Raw genomic sequence first — 16,172 nt, 5'->3', positions numbered from 1 at the left:
CGCAGCGTGTCGGCGCCGATGGAGCGGGACAATGAGCGAACGGGAATCGATGCCTTATGACGTGGTGATCGTCGGTGGCGGGCCTGCGGGTCTGGCTGCCTCGATCCGGCTGAAACAGGCCAATCCCGAAATTTCCGTCTGCCTGCTCGAAAAGGGCTCGGAAATCGGGGCGCATATTCTTTCAGGCGCCGTGGTCGATCCGCGCGCGCTCGACGAACTGCTGCCCGAATGGCGGACGATGGACTGCCCGATGGCGCAAGTGCCGGTGACCGACAACTGGCACTGGGTGCTCACCAAGGCCAAGAAGCACGCGCTGCCGCACTGGCCGATGCCTCCGTTCATGTCGAACGAGGGCAATTATACGGGAAGCCTTGGCAACCTGTGCCGCTGGCTGTCGGAACAGGCGATGGAGCTGGGCGTGGAAATCTTCCCCGGCTTCGCAGCTGCCGAGATCCTCACCAACAAGCAGGGCGTTGTCTATGGCGTGGCCACGGGCGACATGGGTGTTGCCAAGGATGGCAGCCACAAGCCCGACTATCAGCCGGGCATGGAACTCCACGCCAAGTACACCCTCTTTGCCGAGGGCGCGCGCGGGCACCTGACCAAGCGCCTGAAGAAGACCTACCAGCTCGAACGCGATTGCCAGCCGCAGGTCTATGGCATCGGCATCAAGGAACTGTGGGACATCGACCCGGCCAAGCACGTGCCTGGCCGCGTGATCCACACCCAGGGCTGGCCGCTGTCGGAAAGCAATTCGTGGGGGGGTGGCTTTCTTTACCATCAGGCCAACAACCAGGTCGCGCTCGGCTTCGTCACCGCGCTCGACTATGCCAACCCCTATGTCTATCCGTTCGAGGAATTCCAGCGCTGGAAGCAGCACCCGGACATCCGCGCGATCCTCGAAGGCGGGCGCCGCGTGTCCTATGGCGCGCGCGCGATCAACGAAGGCGGCTGGCAGTCGGTGCCGCGCCTGTCGTTCCCCGGTGGCGCGCTGATCGGGTGCTCGGCGGGCTTCGTCAACGTGCCGCGCATCAAGGGCAGCCACACCGCGATGAAGAGTGGCATGCTGGCGGCTGACGCCATCGTGGCGGCGATCGCCGCTGGCCGCGAACTGGACGACATGACCGAGTACGACGATGCCGTGCGGTCGAGCTGGATCGCCGAGGAACTCAAGCTGGTGCAGAACGCCCAGCCGATGGTGTCCAAGTTCGGCGGCACCTGGGGCACGATCCTGGCCGGGGCGGACATGTGGGCCCGCGTGCTCAAGATCAACCCGATCAAGGGCATGAAGCATCACACCGATGCCGAGGCGACGCAGCGCGCCGACATTTTCAAGCCGATCGTCTATCCCAAGCCCGATGGCGTGATCAGCTTCGACCGCCTGACCAGCGTGTCGTTCTCGAACACCAATCACGCCGAAGACCAGCCGTGCCACCTCGTGCTCAAGGACCCGACCGTCCCCACGCGGATCAACCTGCCGCTCTATGCCGGGCCCGAGGCGCGCTTCTGCCCGGCGGGGGTCTATGAATTCGTGGGCGTGGACGAGGGCGAGCCGCGCTTGCAGATCAACGCGCAGAACTGCGTCCACTGCAAGACCTGCGACATCAAGGACCCCACGCAGAACATCGACTGGGTGACGCCCGAAGGCGGCGGCGGCCCCAACTATCCCAACATGTAAGGGGTAACTGATCGGAAATTCCGGCTTGCCGGATCGATCTTTGCGCGGCACCGGGCCTTTGTCTTTTGCGTCGGTTTCCCTTGGGGAAACGGCGCGGGGCAAGGGTCCGGTGCCGCGAGGCTTTTTGAAGGTTCGATTTTTTCGCCCATGCTTGAAACCGCTTACGCCAAGATCAACCTCGCGCTGCATGTCCGCTCGCGCCGCGAGGACGGCTATCACATGCTCGAGACGGCCTTTGCCTTCGTTGATGCGGGCGACACCCTGAGCGTTGCCCCTGCCGATCAGGACAGCCTGCGGGTGGTGGGCGAATATGGCGGCGAACTGCTCGATCCTTTTGGCAATATCGTGGCCAAGGCCTTGAATTGCCTGCCCCGGCCCCAGTCCTGGGCGATCACGCTGGAAAAGCGGCTGCCGGTGGCGGCGGGGCTGGGCGGCGGTTCGGCGGATGCGGGCGCGGTGTTCCGTCTGGTCGAGCGGCTTCAGGGCCTGCCCGCAGACTGGCACGCGCGCGCCGCCGCGCTGGGCGCCGATGTGCCCGCCTGTGTCGAAAGCCGCGCCTGCATTGGGCGGGGCACCGGGACCGAGCTGGAACCGGCGGACGACGATCTGGCCGGAACCCCGGTCCTCCTCGTCAATCCGCGCATTCCGCTGCCCACCGGGCCGGTCTTCAAGGGCTGGGACGGGATCGACCGTGGGCCGATGCCCGAGGGCACCACGCGCACGATCGCGCTCGAAGGGCGCAACGACCTTGAAGCCCCCGCGCTCGCGCTGGTGCCGCAGATCGGCGATGTTCTTGCCGCCTTGCGCGCAACCGGGGCATGGCTGGTGCGCATGTCGGGCTCGGGCGCGACGTGCTTTGCCCTTTACGACACCCTTGCCGCGCGCGATGCCGCGCTGGCCGCGATGCCTGCCTCATGGTGGACGCTGGCGGGCAAGCTGCGGTGAGGAGCGAGGCCTTCACCTTGCTGGGCACGCCGGTGACGGGCGGGGTGCTGATCGTGTCCGACCATGCCAGCGCCCATGTCCCGGCGGACATTGCGCTTGGTGTCGCGCCAGAGGTCTTCAGCCAGCATGTCGCCATCGACATCGGCGTGGCGCAAGTGGGCGCGCTGTTGGCGCAGGCGCCGGGGATCGCTGCGTTTCAGGGTGGGGTGAGCCGCCTCGTCTGCGATTTCAACCGCGATGCCGATGCCCCCGCGGTCATTCCCGAAGCCAGCGATGGCCATGCGATCCCCGGCAACCGCCTCGATGCGGCTGGCCGCGTGGGCCGACTGGCGCGCTTCTTCGATCCCTATCACGCTGCGCTCGAAGCCATTCTGGCCGCGCACGAGCCCGCGCTGATCGTTTCGCTCCACAGCTTTACGCCTCGTCTGGCCAGCGACCCTGCGGGCGCGCGGCCCTGGCATGTCGGCGTGCTCTACAACGAGGACGCGCGCGCCGCGCGGATCGCGATTCCCCTGCTGGAGGCCGAGCCGGGCCTGTGCGTGGGCGACCAGCAGCCCTATTCGGGCCGCCTGCTCAACGCGACGATGAACCGCCATGCCGAGGCGCATGGAAGGCCCTATCTCGGGCTGGAGATCCGGCAGGACTTGATCGGCGAGGAGGCCGGGCAGGCGCGCTGGGCCGCGCGGCTGGCGCGGATCATCCCGCAGGTCATGGCCGGGCTTGCTGCGAACCGCTGATAAAAGTCGCAAATGTAACCTTCGACGCTTGCGGCGCGGTGGAGTAGGGGGCATGGGCTTGCGCGTGCTTTCGCGCGGGCCCGTTTTTGTGCCGAATTGATCTGGAGTTTCCCCGATGCCTGCCTATCGCTCCCGCACCACCACCCATGGCCGCAACATGGCGGGCGCGCGCGGGCTCTGGCGCGCGACGGGGATGAAGGACAGCGATTTCGGCAAGCCGATCATCGCGGTGGTGAACTCGTTCACCCAGTTCGTGCCCGGCCACGTCCACCTCAAGGACCTGGGCCAGATGGTCGCCCGCGAAATCGAGGCGGCGGGCGGCGTCGCCAAGGAATTCAACACCATCGCTGTCGATGATGGCATCGCCATGGGCCACGATGGCATGCTCTATTCGCTGCCCAGCCGCGACCTGATCGCCGACAGCGTCGAATACATGGTCAATGCCCATTGCGCCGACGCGATGGTCTGCATCTCCAACTGCGACAAGATCACGCCGGGCATGCTGATGGCCGCGCTGCGCATCAATATCCCGGTCGTCTTCGTGTCGGGCGGGCCGATGGAAGCGGGCAAGGTCGTTCTGCGCGGCAAGGAACATGCGCTCGATCTGGTCGACGCGATGGTTTCGGCGGCCGACGAGAGCTTCACCGACGAAGAAGTCGAGACGATCGAGCGCTCGGCCTGCCCGACCTGCGGGTCGTGCTCGGGCATGTTCACCGCCAATTCGATGAACTGCCTGACCGAGGCGCTCGGCCTTTCGCTGCCGGGCAATGGCTCGACGCTGGCGACCCACGCCGACCGCAAGCGCCTGTTCCTCGAAGCCGGTCGCCTCGCGGTCGATCTGTGCAAGCGCTATTACGAGGAAGGCGATGAAACCGCCCTTCCGCGTGCCATCGCCAGCTTCCCGGCCTTCGAGAATGCGATGAGCCTGGACATTGCCATGGGCGGCTCGACCAACACCGTGCTGCACCTGCTCGCCGCCGCGCAGGAAGCGGGCGTCGATTTCACCATGGCCGACATCGACCGCCTGTCGCGCCGCGTGCCGGTGCTCTCCAAGGTCGCCCCGGCCAAGAACGACGTGCACATGGAAGACGTTCACCGCGCGGGCGGGATCATGGCGATCCTGGGCGAACTCGACCGCGCAGGCCTGCTCACCACCGATCTGCCCACCGTCCACAGCCGCACGATGGCCGATGCGCTGGCCCAGTGGGACATCGCGCAGACCAATTCGCCCGGCGTGCAGGAATTCTTCCGCGCCGCGCCCGGCGGCGTGTCCACGCAAGTCGCCTTCAGTCAGGATCGCCGCTGGGACGAACTGGATCTCGACCGCGAGAACGGCGTGATCCGCTCGGCCACCCACGCCTTCAGTCAGGACGGCGGGCTTGCCGTGCTCAGCGGCAATATCGCCGCCGATGGCTGCATCGTGAAAACCGCCGGGGTGGACGACAGCATCCTCAAGTTTACCGGCCCCGCCAAGGTCTATGAAAGCCAGGACGCCGCGGTGACCGCGATCCTCACCGGGCAGGTCGTCGAGGGCGATGTCGTGCTGATCCGCTACGAAGGCCCCAAGGGCGGGCCGGGCATGCAGGAAATGCTCTATCCGACCAGCTATCTCAAGTCCAAGGGGCTGGGCAAGGCTTGCGCGCTCGTCACCGACGGGCGCTTCTCGGGCGGCAGCTCGGGCCTGTCGATCGGCCACGTCTCGCCCGAGGCTGCCGAGGGGGGCGACATTGGCCTGGTCGAGACCGGCGATAGGATCGCCATCGACATTCCGGGCCGCACCATCGACGTTCTGGTGAGCGCCGATGAACTCGCCCGCCGCCGCGCCGCGATGGAAGCCAAGGGCGCCGACGCCTGGAAGCCGGCCAAGCCGCGTCCGCGTCAGGTTTCGGTCGCGCTTCAGGCCTATGCCGCGATGACCACGAGCGCGGCGCGCGGCGCCGTGCGCGATCTGTCGCAGTTGAAGCGGAACTGATGGTGCGCGCGGCTTCCGGCGGGGTTCTGCTGTTCGTGTGCGGCCTGCTTGCAGGCTGCGCAAAGGGCAGCGGCGATCCGCCGGACGTGCCGATGGTGATGATCGATTGCGCCACCGATGGTGCGCGCGATTTTACCCGCTCCTGCAAGGTCGAGCAGGTGGCGGAAGGGGGGCGGCATTTTCTGGTCGTCCACCATCTTTCGGGCGGGTTTCGCCGTCTGCTCAAGGTCGATGACGGGCGCGGGGTGATCGCTGCCGACGGGGTGGAAGAAGCCCGTGTCGGCTGGCTCGCCGATGGCCGCCTCGAAGTCGATCTGGGCGGCGACCGCTATCGTTTTCCCGCAAAAGTGAAGTCTGATGTCAAACCGAACCGATGATGCCCGCAAAAGGGCCCAAACCGCCCGCCAGATCCTGACCGTGGCGCAGATGCGCGCCGCCGAGCAGGGGCTGATGGATGCGGGCCACGATGTCCATGCGCTGATGCAGCGCGCCGGGCGCGGGGCGGGCGAATGGGTGCGCCGTCTGGCTGCCGGGCGTTCGGTGACGGTGCTGTGCGGGCCGGGCAACAATGGCGGCGATGGCTATGTGATCGCGCAGTATCTGGCCGATCACGATGTGCCGGTCTGCGTGGTGGCCGCGCGTCCGCCGCAGACCGATGCGGCCCGCCGTGCGCGCAGCCTGTTTGCGGGCGAAGTGCGCGAGGCGGGGGCCGCTCTGTCGCAAGAGGGCCTGCCGCGCGGGGGCGTTCTGGTCGATTGCCTGTTCGGCAGCGGCCTCTCGCGCCCACTGTCCGATGATCTGGCCGCGCTGCTGGGCGATCTGGCCGCGCACCATGCCATGCGCGTGGCGGTGGACCTCCCCAGCGGGGTCGATGCCGATACGGGGGCCCTCCTCAATGAAGGCCTGCCCGAATGGACGCTTACCCTCGCGCTCGGCGCGTGGAAGCCCGCGCATTTCATGATGCCGGCCTGCGTGACCATGGGCGCGGTGCGGCTGGTCGATATTGGCGTGGAGGCTATGCCCGGCGCCGCACAGGTCCTTGCGCGCCCGGTGATCGCCGCGCCCGCGCCCGATGCGCACAAGTACCGGCGCGGGCTGCTCGGGATCGTTGCGGGGGCCATGCCGGGGGCCACGCTGCTGTCGGCGCAGGCCGCCTTGCGCGGCGGGGCGGGCTATGTCCGCCTGCTGACCGGGGGCGAGGCGCCTTCGGGTGTGCCCGCCGAACTGGTGGTGAGCCGGGGCGCTTTGCCAGACCTGCTGGCCGACGGGCGCTATGGCGCGCTGCTGGTCGGGCCGGGGCTGGGGCGCGATGACGCGGCGCGGGCAAAGCTCGATGTGGCGCTGGCCTCGGGCCTGCCGCTGGTGATCGATGCGGACGCGCTGGTGCTGCTCCAGCCGGGGCTTGCGGGCGTGAACGGTCTGGCGACGCGCGCTTGCGTGCTGACCCCGCATGAAGGGGAAATGCAGGTGCTCGAACACAATTTCGGCCTTTCGGGCGAGGGCGACCGGCCTGCGCGCGCGGTCGCTCTGGCGCGGGCGAGCGGGGCGCATGTCCTGCTCAAGGGGCCGTGCAGCGTGATCGCCGCGCCCGATGGATCGGTGACGATGGGGTCGCGTGCGTCCTCGTGGCTTTCGGTGGCCGGATCGGGCGATGTTCTGGCCGGAACCGTGGCCAGCCGCCTTGCCGTCACCCGCGATGCGGGCGCGGCAGCAGCGCAGGCGCTCTGGCTTCACAGCCGCGCGGCGGAGCGGGCGGGCAGCGCCTTCACCTCGGGAGAGCTTGCCCATGCCATTGGCGGCGCCCTGGCGGAGGTGCTGGCATGAGCGGGGCCATGAACGGGGCTGCACAGATCGTCCGCGTCGCCGCCAAGGGCGAGGGCGCGACTGCCGACGGGCGCTATGTCGCGCTGTCCGCGCCCGGCGACATTCTGGAGGCCGATGGCAGCCTGACCTGGGGGCCCAACCATGTCGAGCCTTCGTGCCGTCATTTCCCGGCCTGTGGCGGTTGCCAGTTGCAGCACCTCTCGGACGCGGCGCTGGCTGACTATGTGACCGCTCGTGTGGCCGGGGCCGCGCGCGGGCAGGATCTCGATCCGGGCACGATGGAGCCCACGCATCTTTCGCCCCCGCGCACGCGGCGGCGCGCGGTGCTTCATGGGCAGGCCATCGGGCGCCGGGTCGTGCTCGGTTTCCGCGAGCAGGGCTCGCACAAGACCATCGACTTGCGCGAATGCGCGGTGATCGCGCCCGAACTCTTCGCGCTGGTGGCGCCGCTGCGGGCCCTGCTGGAAAGCTGGCAGGATCGCAAGCTGGCGGTCGATGTCGAACTGGTGCTGGCCGATCAGGGTGTCTGCGTGGGCCTTTCGGGCCTTTCGGCCGACAGCCTTGCGAGGACCGAGGCGCTGCTCGATTTCGCGCGTGACAATGGCCTTGCGCGCCTGACGCTCGACGCCGGCTATGGCCCGGAAACGACGTGGGAGCCCGACCCGGCCACGATTACGCTGGGCGGCACGGCGGTTGGCCTGCCTTCGGGCGCGTTCCTTCAGGCGACCGCCGATGGGCAGGACGCGCTGGTCGAGGCCGCGCGCGGCTGGCTGGCGGGCGTGCCGACCGTGGCCGACCTGTTTTCGGGGCTGGGCACTTTTGCCTTTGCGCTGGCAAGCGCATCGACGGACAGCCCGGCCACCAAGGTTCTGGCCGTGGAAGCCGCACGCGACAGCCATCTGGCCTGTCAGGCGGCGGCCCGGATGAACGGGCGCCCGGTCCATGCGCTCCACCGCGACCTGTTCCGCAACCCGCTGCGTGCCGAAGAACTCAATCGCTTCGCCGCCGTGCTGATCGACCCGCCGCGTGCCGGTGCGCGCGAGCAGGTGGCGCAGATAGCGGAGAGCACGGTGGTCCGCGTGGTCTACATCAGCTGCAACCCGGCAAGCTGGGCGCGTGATGCGGCGACCATGGTGGCGGCGGGCTATCGGCTGGCGGGCCTGAAGGCCGTGGGCCAGTTCCGCTGGTCCACCCATGTCGAACTCGCCAGCCTGTTCGTGCGCGAAACGGCGGCTTGATACCGTTCACCCCGCGCGGGTAAGCGTGATCAGCCGGTAGTAGCCGAGCGGGCCGGTGATGACCCGCAAGGCGAGGCCTGCCTGTGCCGCCTGCGCCCGCGCTTCGTCGGCCAGTGTCAGGCGCGGGGTGACATGAAAATGCGCAAGCCACGCGCGCAGCAGGCGCGCGAGCGGGCCGGGCAGGCCCTGACAATTGTGAAAATCGACGATGTGGATCGCCCCGCCCGGCGCCAGAACCCGGATCGCCTGTGCGAGCGCGCCGGGCCAGTCGGGGATCATCGAGAGCACGAACGAGAAGACCACGCGGTCGAACGTGTCGCACCCGAACAGGGCCTGGGGCGCGAAATCGGTGGCGTCGCCCTGCGCCAGCCGTGCCCGCCCGCCCAGCCTGTCGCGCGCGACGGTGAGCATGGCGGGCGAAATATCCAGCCCATGCAGCCGCGCGCCCGGCCAGGCGCGGGCGATCTGGGCCAGGTTGCGCCCCGTTCCGCAACCCAGTTCGAGCACGCGCGCCCCCGGCGGCGCTTTCAGTTCGCCGATCATCCGGTCGCGCCCGAACAGGTAGTACTTGCGCGTCACGTCATAGATGCGCGCCTGACGCCGATAGATCGCGTCCATCAGCGCGGCATGTGCGCCGCCTGTCTGTGTGCCGGTTTTGGTGGGGGCCGATGTCATGGGATGAGGCTGTAGAGGTGGACGCCGCCATAGATCGAGGAGCGGTCGCGCGCGGTGAACCCTTCGCATTCGCGGGCATGGTAGCGCCAGCGGGCGAGCAGCTCGGGCGCGAGGCGTCCGGGCAGCAGGCTGGGCTGGGCGGCGGTGCGGAACAGCACGCGCGCGCCGGGCCGGGCGGTGCGGGTGATTTCCTGCCAGAGCGCGTTGAGCTGGGCGTCGGTCATCCAGTCCTGCGCGTCGAGCAGGACATAACGGTCGCGCGAGGCATCGGGCAGGGTGGCCAGATGCTCGGTGAAATTGGCGTGGATCACCTGCACCCGCGATGCGCGCTCGCGAACGGCCTGCCAGTTGGCGCGCTGGAGATAGGGGGGCAGGGGGCCTTGCCCGTCGCGGGCATAGCCGCGCGAAAAAGCCTGCCAGGCGAAATAGTTTTCGGCCACGGGAAAATCGCAGGCGAGCCGTTCGAGGCGCCGCCGCAGGACTTGCGCCATGCGCTGGTCGCCCGCCAGCGCATCGAACTGCGCCGGGGGAATGCCCAGCCCGAACAGCGAGGCGGGCTGGTCGGTCAGCCAGCGCACGAAGCGCTTGTCGAAGACAGGGGCCAGTTCGGCCTCGAACACCGCGCGCTGGGCTTCGAGCGTGGGCGCGGCCAGAATGCGCGCAAGGTCGATCCGATAGAGCCGCGCGAGCAGGTGCGCCACGCCGATGAAATTGCCCAGCAGTCCGCGCTTGTAGATCCCGCGCGAGAACCCGCCGATGCGCCGCCGCCCGATCAGGTCGCGCCCTTCCCAATAGCGGCGCGTCGGTTCGTCGAGCAGGGGGGCGAGCTTGGCGCGATAGGTCGCGATATTGGCCGGGCTGTCGGCCTGGGCGAAGAAGCGGTGGAACTGCGCATGGTCGGGCAGGGTCTGGGCTGCGGCCAGCTTGAGCTTGTTGAGCGCGATGTGCGCGGTGTTGAGATCGACCGCAGTGATGCTGGCCGGATCGGCGACCAGATAGGACAGCACGTTGCACCCGCCGCTGGCGATGGCCACGACGCGGCTGTCGGGGCGAATCTGCAAGGCTTCCATGTCGACTTCGGGGTCTTCCCAGATCTGGGCATAGACAAGGCCGCGAAACGCGAGCGCGAACGTGTGGTCGAGCAGACGGTTCGCCATGCCCGCTCCCTTGCGCACGACGGAGCGCACGAGAGGGGAGTGGGCGGGAGGGGATTGCTCGGCAGCGGCTTCGGGCTTGGACTTCTTGCGCAATTCCATGGTCTGTGGACTTCCCATGCGTATGGATGGGCGCTGCTTTACGCGCGTGGCATTGCGGGATTGTGGCAATTGTGGCTCGCGTGGCTGGTGCGGGCATGGAGAGCTTTCCCCACCTATTTCGCCAAAACAGGGGCAGGGCATGCCTTGCGGGGCACACAGCCGGTCACAAGGGTCTTGGGTTTGTCATGGGCTTGGCTTATGGGCCTTGCCATGAAACCTCCGCGGTCCTGTGGCAGGATCGGCGGGATATTCCCCCTGTTTTGATGGATGATGGAGTGACGATGGCAAAGGTTCTTGTGATTGGTGCCGGTGGCGTCGGCTCGGTTGCGGTTCACAAGATGGCGATGAATGCCGATATCTTTACCGGCATCGCCCTTGCCAGCCGCACCAAGAGCAAGTGCGACGCAATCGCCGCCTCGGTGAAGGAACGCACCGGGGTCGACGTGGCGACCTACCAGATCGACGCGGACGACGTGGCCGCGACGACCGCGCTGATCAACGAGGTCAAGCCCGTGCTGGTGGTCAACCTCGCGCTGCCCTACCAGGATCTGACGATCATGGACGCCTGCCTTGCCGCTGGCGTCAACTACATGGACACCGCCAACTACGAACCGCGCGAAGAAGCCAAGTTCGAATACAAGTGGCAGTGGGCCTATCAGGAACGCTTCAAGGAAAAGGGCCTGATGGCCCTGCTCGGCTCGGGCTTCGATCCGGGCGTGACCTCGGTCTTCGCCACCTGGCTCAAGAAGCACAAGCTCGACACGATCAAGACGCTCGACATTCTTGATTGCAACGGCGGCGACCATGGCCAGCACTTTGCCACCAACTTCAACCCCGAAATCAACATCCGCGAAGTGACCGCGCCCGCGCGTCACTGGCTCAACGGCGAATGGGTGGAAACCCCGGCGCTCACGATCCGCCACCAGTTCGATTTCGAGGCCGTTGGCCCCAAGAACATGTACCTGATGTATCACGAGGAAATCGAAAGCCTCAAGACGCACCTGCCCGAGATCGAGCGCATCCGCTTCTGGATGACCTTTGGCGATGCGTACATCACCCACCTCACCGTGCTCCAGAACGTGGGCATGACCCGCATCGACCCGGTGATCTACGAGGGCAAGGAGATCATCCCGCTCCAGTTCCTCAAGGCCGTCCTGCCCGAGCCTGCCTCGCTGGGCGCCACCACCAAGGGCAAGACCAACATCGGCGACATCGCCACGGGCACCAAGGATGGGGTGGAGAAGACCTTCTACATCTACAACATCTGCGACCACGAAGACGCCTTTGCCGAAACCGGCAACCAGGCCGTCAGCTACACCACCGGCGTTCCCGCAATGATCGGCGCGGCGCTGGTCGTGCAGGGCCTGTGGAAGGGCGAGGGCGTGTTCAACATCGAACAGCTCGATCCCGATCCGTTCATGGACATGCTCAATGCCCATGGCCTGCCCTGGCAGGTCAAGGAACTGGCCGGGCCGCTGGAATTCTGATCCTGCGGTTCTGAGGCCACCCGTGGCCCGTCCCTTGCAGGGAGGGCGGCGGGGGCCGATATGGCAAAGTATCCGGCGCCGGCTTTCCGCAGTCCTTGCGGGGCTGGCGTCCGTCGTTTCAAGACCCCTCTCTTGCATCTCTCCCGAAAGGCCTCGCCTCCCATGGAAACCAGAGCCGGTGATCCGGGCGCCTTTGCCCATTTCGACCTGTCGCGCGTCGACAGCCCCTCGTTTGTCGTCGACGTTCAGGCCCTGCGCCGCAATCTGGCGGTTCTGGCCGACATCCGCGACCGGGCCGGGATCAAGGTGCTCAGCGCGCTCAAGGCCTTCTCGATGTGGAAGGTCGCGCCGATCGTCGGGGACTATCTCGACGGGGTGTGCACATCGGGCCTGTGGGAGGCCAAGCTTGCTGCCGAGCATTACAGGGGCGAGATCGCGACCTATTGCGCGGCCTACAAGGGCGAGGATCTGCCCGAGATCCTCGACTTGTCCGACCATGTGATCTTCAATTCGCCGTTCCAGATCGCGCGGTTCGCGCCCGAGCTGGCCGCCGCGCGCGCAGCGGGCAAGGTGTTCGACGTGGGCCTGCGGATCAACCCGCTCCATGCCGAAGGCGAAGTGCCGCGCTACGACCCCTGCGCCCCCCATTCGCGCCTCGGCTTTCCGGTCGACCAGTTGACGCCGGAACACCTCGAAGGCGTCTCGGGCCTGCATTTCCACACGCTGTGCGAGCAGGACTTCGAGCCGCTGGAACGCACGTGGGAGGCGCTCAAGCCCCGCATCGCGCCGTTCTTCGGCCAGCTCAAGTGGCTCAACTTTGGCGGCGGCCACCATGTGACCCGCGCCGACTATCAGCGCGACGATCTGGTCGCCTTCCTCAAGGCGGTAAAGGCGGAAACCGGCTGCGAGATCTATCTCGAACCGGGCGAGGCCGTCGCGCTCGACGCGGGCATCCTCGTGGGCACCGTGCTCGACCGGCACTGGAACGGCATGGACATCGCCATCACCGACATTTCGGCGACCTGCCACATGCCCGACGTGATCGAGGCGCCCTATCGTCCGGCCATGCTCGGCGAGCGGCCCATCGACGAATACGAGGGCACCGATGGCGCCGATGCGCCGGTGCGTCTGGGCGGGCCTTCGTGTCTGGCGGGCGACGTGATCGGCGACTACCGCCTGCCGGTTCGCGCCGAGCCGGGCGTGCGGTTCGCCTTCCTTGATCAGGCCCATTACTCGATGGTCAAGACCACCACCTTCAACGGGGTGCCGCTGCCTTCGATCTGGCTCTGGGACAGTGCGACCGACACGCTCGAATGCCTGCGGACTTTCGCCTACGAGGATTTCCGCGACCGCCTCGGATAAATTCGGTAATTTTGTTTTGAATCATGATCCTGTCGTGTCGTCCGGGGACCATTTCTGCGCCCGGACGGGGCAGGTGTGCGCCGGGGTGCGGCCTGCAATGTGACAGATTTGTGAAGCTGTGATTTTTTTCGCTTGAACTTCGTTCCACCGGCCCTATTTAGCGCTTCCTCGCTGCCCCATGGGGACTTCCAAACCGCAAGGCAGCTTTTCGTTCCACGTTTTGTTTGGGGGTCCCTTGAGTTGCACAATTATCTTGATGCACGGGCTGTAGTTCGCGCCACCGCGCCTGACCAACCCGCCATTCTCAACCGCCCGCATGCAGCCGCGCGCGCAGCCCGCTTCTTTGTCGAGAAGTTTCCGGGCAAGTCGCTCTATGCGGTGAAAGCGAACCCTTCCCCTGACCTTCTGCGCGTGCTCTGGGACGCCGGGGTCACCCATTACGATGTCGCTTCGATCACCGAAGTGCGTCTGGTGCGCTCGGTCCTGCCCGAAGCCACGCTGTGCTTCATGCACCCGGTCAAGGCGCCGCGCGCCATTGCCGAGGCCTACAAGACCTACGGCGTGCGCACGTTCAGCCTCGATTCGCTCGACGAACTGGAAAAGATCCGTGAAGCGACCGATGGCGCTCAGGATCTGACGCTCTGCGTGCGCCTGCGCGTCTCTTCGGAGCATTCCGAACTGAGCCTCGCCTCCAAGTTCGGCTGCGACCTCGTCGATGCGCGCGAACTGCTCCAGCAGACCCGCCAGCTCGCCGACAGCCTTGGCGTGTGCTTCCACGTCGGCAGCCAGGCGATGAGCCCGCATGCCTATGTGCTGGCCCTCGAAAAGGCGCGCGCGGCGATCGTCGATGCGGCCGTCACGGTCGACATCATCGATGTCGGCGGCGGCTTCCCGTCGGTCTATCCGGGCATGGAGCCTCCGCCGCTCGAAGACTACTTCGCGCTGATCGACCGGACCTATGAATCGCTGCCGGTGTCCTACTCGGCGGAACTCTGGTGCGAGCCGGGCCGTGCGCTGTGCGCCGAATACAACTCGATCATCGTGCGCGTCGAAAAGCGCCGCGAGAACGAGCTGTACATCAACGACGGCGCCTATGGCGCGCTGTTCGATGCGGCCCATGTCGGCTGGCGTTTCCCCGTGCGCCTGATGCGCGACGGGGAGGTGATCGAAGCGGGCGAAATGGCTGATTTCAGCTTCTATGGCCCGACCTGCGACGACATGGACTTCATGGAAGGCCCGTTCCCGCTGCCCGCCGACGCACGCGCCGGCGACTACATCGAGATCGGCATGCTCGGCGCCTATGGCGCGGCGATGAAGACCGCGTTCAACGGTTTCGAGGCGGTGGAAACCTACACCGTCACCGACGAGCCGATGTCCAGCCAGTACAACGGCAGCCGCCGTGGCCTGCGCCTGAGCGACAACGTGGTCTCGCTGCGCTGATTGTAAAAAAGGTTGCATTGCGAAATCGGTTCAGGGTGGTGACAGCTTGGCACGGCTAGGCGCAACCCACACCTCGAGCCCGTCTCGGGTCGCACATAAGAAGAAAGCCCCGCCGGTTGGTTCCGGCGGGGCTTTCTCGTATCTGTTGCCCCGCCTTCCCCGAAAGGAAGGGCGGGGCAAAAAGTGGGCTATTACGCAGCCTGCTGTTGCGCCATTTCGAGGTCGAGGCGTTCCCAGATCTCGACGAGGGCGCGGGTCAGGTCCTGCATCATCGCTTCGGTGTGGGCCGGGCCGGGGGTGAAGCGCAGGCGCTCGGTGCCGCGCGGCACGGTCGGGAAATTGATTGGCTGAACATAGACGCCATATTCGGCGAGCAGGATATCCGACACCTTCTTGGCGCGCACCGGATCGCCGACCATCAGCGGGACGATATGCGTCGTGCTGTCCATCACCGGAAGCCCGGCGTCGCGGAACAGTTGCTTGAGCGTGGCGGCGGCGGCCTGCTGGGCGTCGCGCTCGACGCTCGAAGCCTTGAGGTGGCGCACCGAGGCCAGCACGCCGGCCACCAGCACCGGCGAGAGCGAGGTGGTGAAGATGAAGCCGGGGGCATAGGAACGGATCACGTCGATGATCCGCGTATCGGCCGCGATATAGCCGCCCATCACGCCAAAGGCCTTGCCCAGCGTGCCTTCGATGATGTCGATGCGGTGGGCCGCCTCGTCGCGGTCGGTGATGCCGCCGCCGCGCGGGCCATACATGCCCACGGCATGGACCTCGTCGATGTAGGTCAGGGCATTGTACTTTTCGGCCAGGTCGCAGATCGCGTGGATCGGGGCGACGTCGCCGTCCATCGAATAGACGCTCTCGAAGGCGATCAGCTTGGGCAGGGCCGGGTCGGTCGCGGCCAGCAGTTCTTCGAGATGTTCGAGGTCGTTGTGGCGGAACACGCGCTTTTCCGCGCCCGAATTGCGGATGCCCGCGATCATGCTGGCGTGGTTCAGCTCGTCGGAGAAGATCACGCAGCCGGGCAGGACCTTGGCGAGCGTGGAAAGCGTCGCGTCGTTCGAGACATAGCCCGAGGTGAACAGCAGTGCACCGTCCTTGCCATGCAGGTCGGCCAGTTCGCGCTCAAGGTCGATGTGATAATGGGTGTTGCCGCCGATGTTGCGCGTGCCGCCAGAACCCGCGCCCACGTCGTGGAGCGCTTCTTCCATGGCGGCGATCACCTTGGGGTGCTGGCCCATCGCGAGATAGTCGTTCGAGCACCATACCGTGATCGGCTTGGGGCCGTTGTGTCCGGCAAAGCAGCGGGCGTTGGGATAGGCGCCCTTGTTGCGCAGAATGTCGATGAAAACGCGGTAGCGACCTTCGGAATGCAGGCGGTCGATCGCAGCATCGAAAATCTGGTCGTAATTCACTGCTGCGGCTCCTTCGTTTCTGCAGCCGACCGGCCGTCCGGATGACTTTGGCCTGAACGAGGAGGCCTCAAACATGGTCCGGGTGACCGCGTCATTGTCTTATCGCAACATCTTGCCGCAACGTCCTACTGCACCTTTGC

Annotated in this window: 13 protein-coding genes; 10 read left to right on the top strand and 3 right to left on the bottom strand. The window is 66.6% G+C overall.

What is annotated here, in order from left to right:
- The first annotated feature begins 31 nt into the window (after positions 1–31).
- From SBI20_RS04620 to SBI20_RS04590, 7 genes are all read left to right on the top strand, one after another.
- Positions 32–1,678, top strand: a complete 1,647-nt coding sequence (locus SBI20_RS04620; protein ID WP_317973941.1) for an electron transfer flavoprotein-ubiquinone oxidoreductase — start codon at positions 32–34, stop codon at positions 1,676–1,678.
- 147 nt (positions 1,679–1,825) lie between these two features.
- Positions 1,826–2,623 (top strand): 4-(cytidine 5'-diphospho)-2-C-methyl-D-erythritol kinase, encoded by a 798-nt coding sequence (locus SBI20_RS04615; protein ID WP_317973940.1) that lies wholly within the window; start codon positions 1,826–1,828, stop codon positions 2,621–2,623.
- Complete coding sequence (locus SBI20_RS04610) at positions 2,620–3,360, top strand: N-formylglutamate amidohydrolase (RefSeq protein WP_317973939.1); 741 nt, start codon at positions 2,620–2,622, stop codon at positions 3,358–3,360. Before SBI20_RS04615 ends, SBI20_RS04610 begins: the two co-directional genes overlap by 4 nt.
- Before the next feature lie 115 nt (positions 3,361–3,475).
- On the top strand, positions 3,476–5,332 hold the full coding sequence (gene ilvD, locus SBI20_RS04605) for a dihydroxy-acid dehydratase (protein ID WP_317973938.1): 1,857 nt from the start codon (positions 3,476–3,478) through the stop codon (positions 5,330–5,332).
- Positions 5,332–5,709: a hypothetical protein gene (locus SBI20_RS04600; RefSeq protein WP_317973937.1), complete on the top strand. Its 378-nt coding sequence runs from the start codon at positions 5,332–5,334 to the stop codon at positions 5,707–5,709. The genes ilvD and SBI20_RS04600 overlap by 1 nt, the downstream gene beginning before the upstream one ends.
- Positions 5,690–7,156, top strand: coding sequence for an NAD(P)H-hydrate epimerase (locus SBI20_RS04595; RefSeq protein WP_317973936.1), 1,467 nt, complete (start codon positions 5,690–5,692; stop codon positions 7,154–7,156). The genes SBI20_RS04600 and SBI20_RS04595 overlap by 20 nt, the downstream gene beginning before the upstream one ends.
- Before the next feature lie 8 nt (positions 7,157–7,164).
- The gene (locus SBI20_RS04590; protein ID WP_317973935.1) at positions 7,165–8,394 is read left to right on the top strand and encodes a class I SAM-dependent RNA methyltransferase; all 1,230 of its coding nucleotides are present in this window, start codon (positions 7,165–7,167) and stop codon (positions 8,392–8,394) included.
- A 6-nt stretch (positions 8,395–8,400) separates the two neighbouring features.
- Here the strand turns inward: SBI20_RS04590 and SBI20_RS04585 are convergent, their stop codons facing one another.
- Positions 8,401–9,069: a class I SAM-dependent methyltransferase gene (locus SBI20_RS04585; RefSeq protein ID WP_317973934.1), complete on the bottom strand. Its 669-nt coding sequence runs from the start codon at positions 9,067–9,069 to the stop codon at positions 8,401–8,403.
- Entirely contained in the window at positions 9,066–10,226 is a 1,161-nt protein-coding gene (locus tag SBI20_RS04580; protein WP_317976040.1) for a BtaA family protein, read from the bottom strand. The genes SBI20_RS04585 and SBI20_RS04580 overlap by 4 nt, the downstream gene beginning before the upstream one ends.
- Before the next feature lie 380 nt (positions 10,227–10,606).
- Between SBI20_RS04580 and SBI20_RS04575 the strand changes: the two genes are divergently transcribed.
- The 3 genes from SBI20_RS04575 (at position 10,607) to SBI20_RS04565 (ending at position 14,614) form a co-directional block, all read left to right on the top strand.
- The gene (locus tag SBI20_RS04575) at positions 10,607–11,812 is read left to right on the top strand and encodes a saccharopine dehydrogenase family protein (protein ID WP_317973933.1); all 1,206 of its coding nucleotides are present in this window, start codon (positions 10,607–10,609) and stop codon (positions 11,810–11,812) included.
- A gap of 162 nt (positions 11,813–11,974) precedes the next feature.
- A complete protein-coding gene (locus SBI20_RS04570; RefSeq protein ID WP_317973932.1) occupies positions 11,975–13,174 on the top strand; it encodes a carboxynorspermidine decarboxylase in 1,200 nt (399 codons plus the stop codon).
- A 240-nt stretch (positions 13,175–13,414) separates the two neighbouring features.
- Positions 13,415–14,614 (top strand): type III PLP-dependent enzyme, encoded by a 1,200-nt coding sequence (locus tag SBI20_RS04565; RefSeq protein ID WP_317973931.1) that lies wholly within the window; start codon positions 13,415–13,417, stop codon positions 14,612–14,614.
- Positions 14,615–14,805: 191 nt separating this feature from the next.
- Here SBI20_RS04565 and hemA read toward each other — a convergent pair whose 3' ends face one another.
- Positions 14,806–16,032: a 5-aminolevulinate synthase gene (hemA, locus tag SBI20_RS04560; RefSeq protein ID WP_317973930.1), complete on the bottom strand. Its 1,227-nt coding sequence runs from the start codon at positions 16,030–16,032 to the stop codon at positions 14,806–14,808.
- Positions 16,033–16,172 lie beyond the last annotated feature (140 nt).

The organism is Novosphingobium sp. IK01, assembly GCF_033242265.1.
GTDB classification, from domain to species: Bacteria; Pseudomonadota; Alphaproteobacteria; order Sphingomonadales; family Sphingomonadaceae; genus Novosphingobium; species Novosphingobium pituita.
The sequence above is the reverse complement of the archived record's forward strand: the minus strand, read 5'-3'. Positions and strand labels throughout refer to the sequence as shown.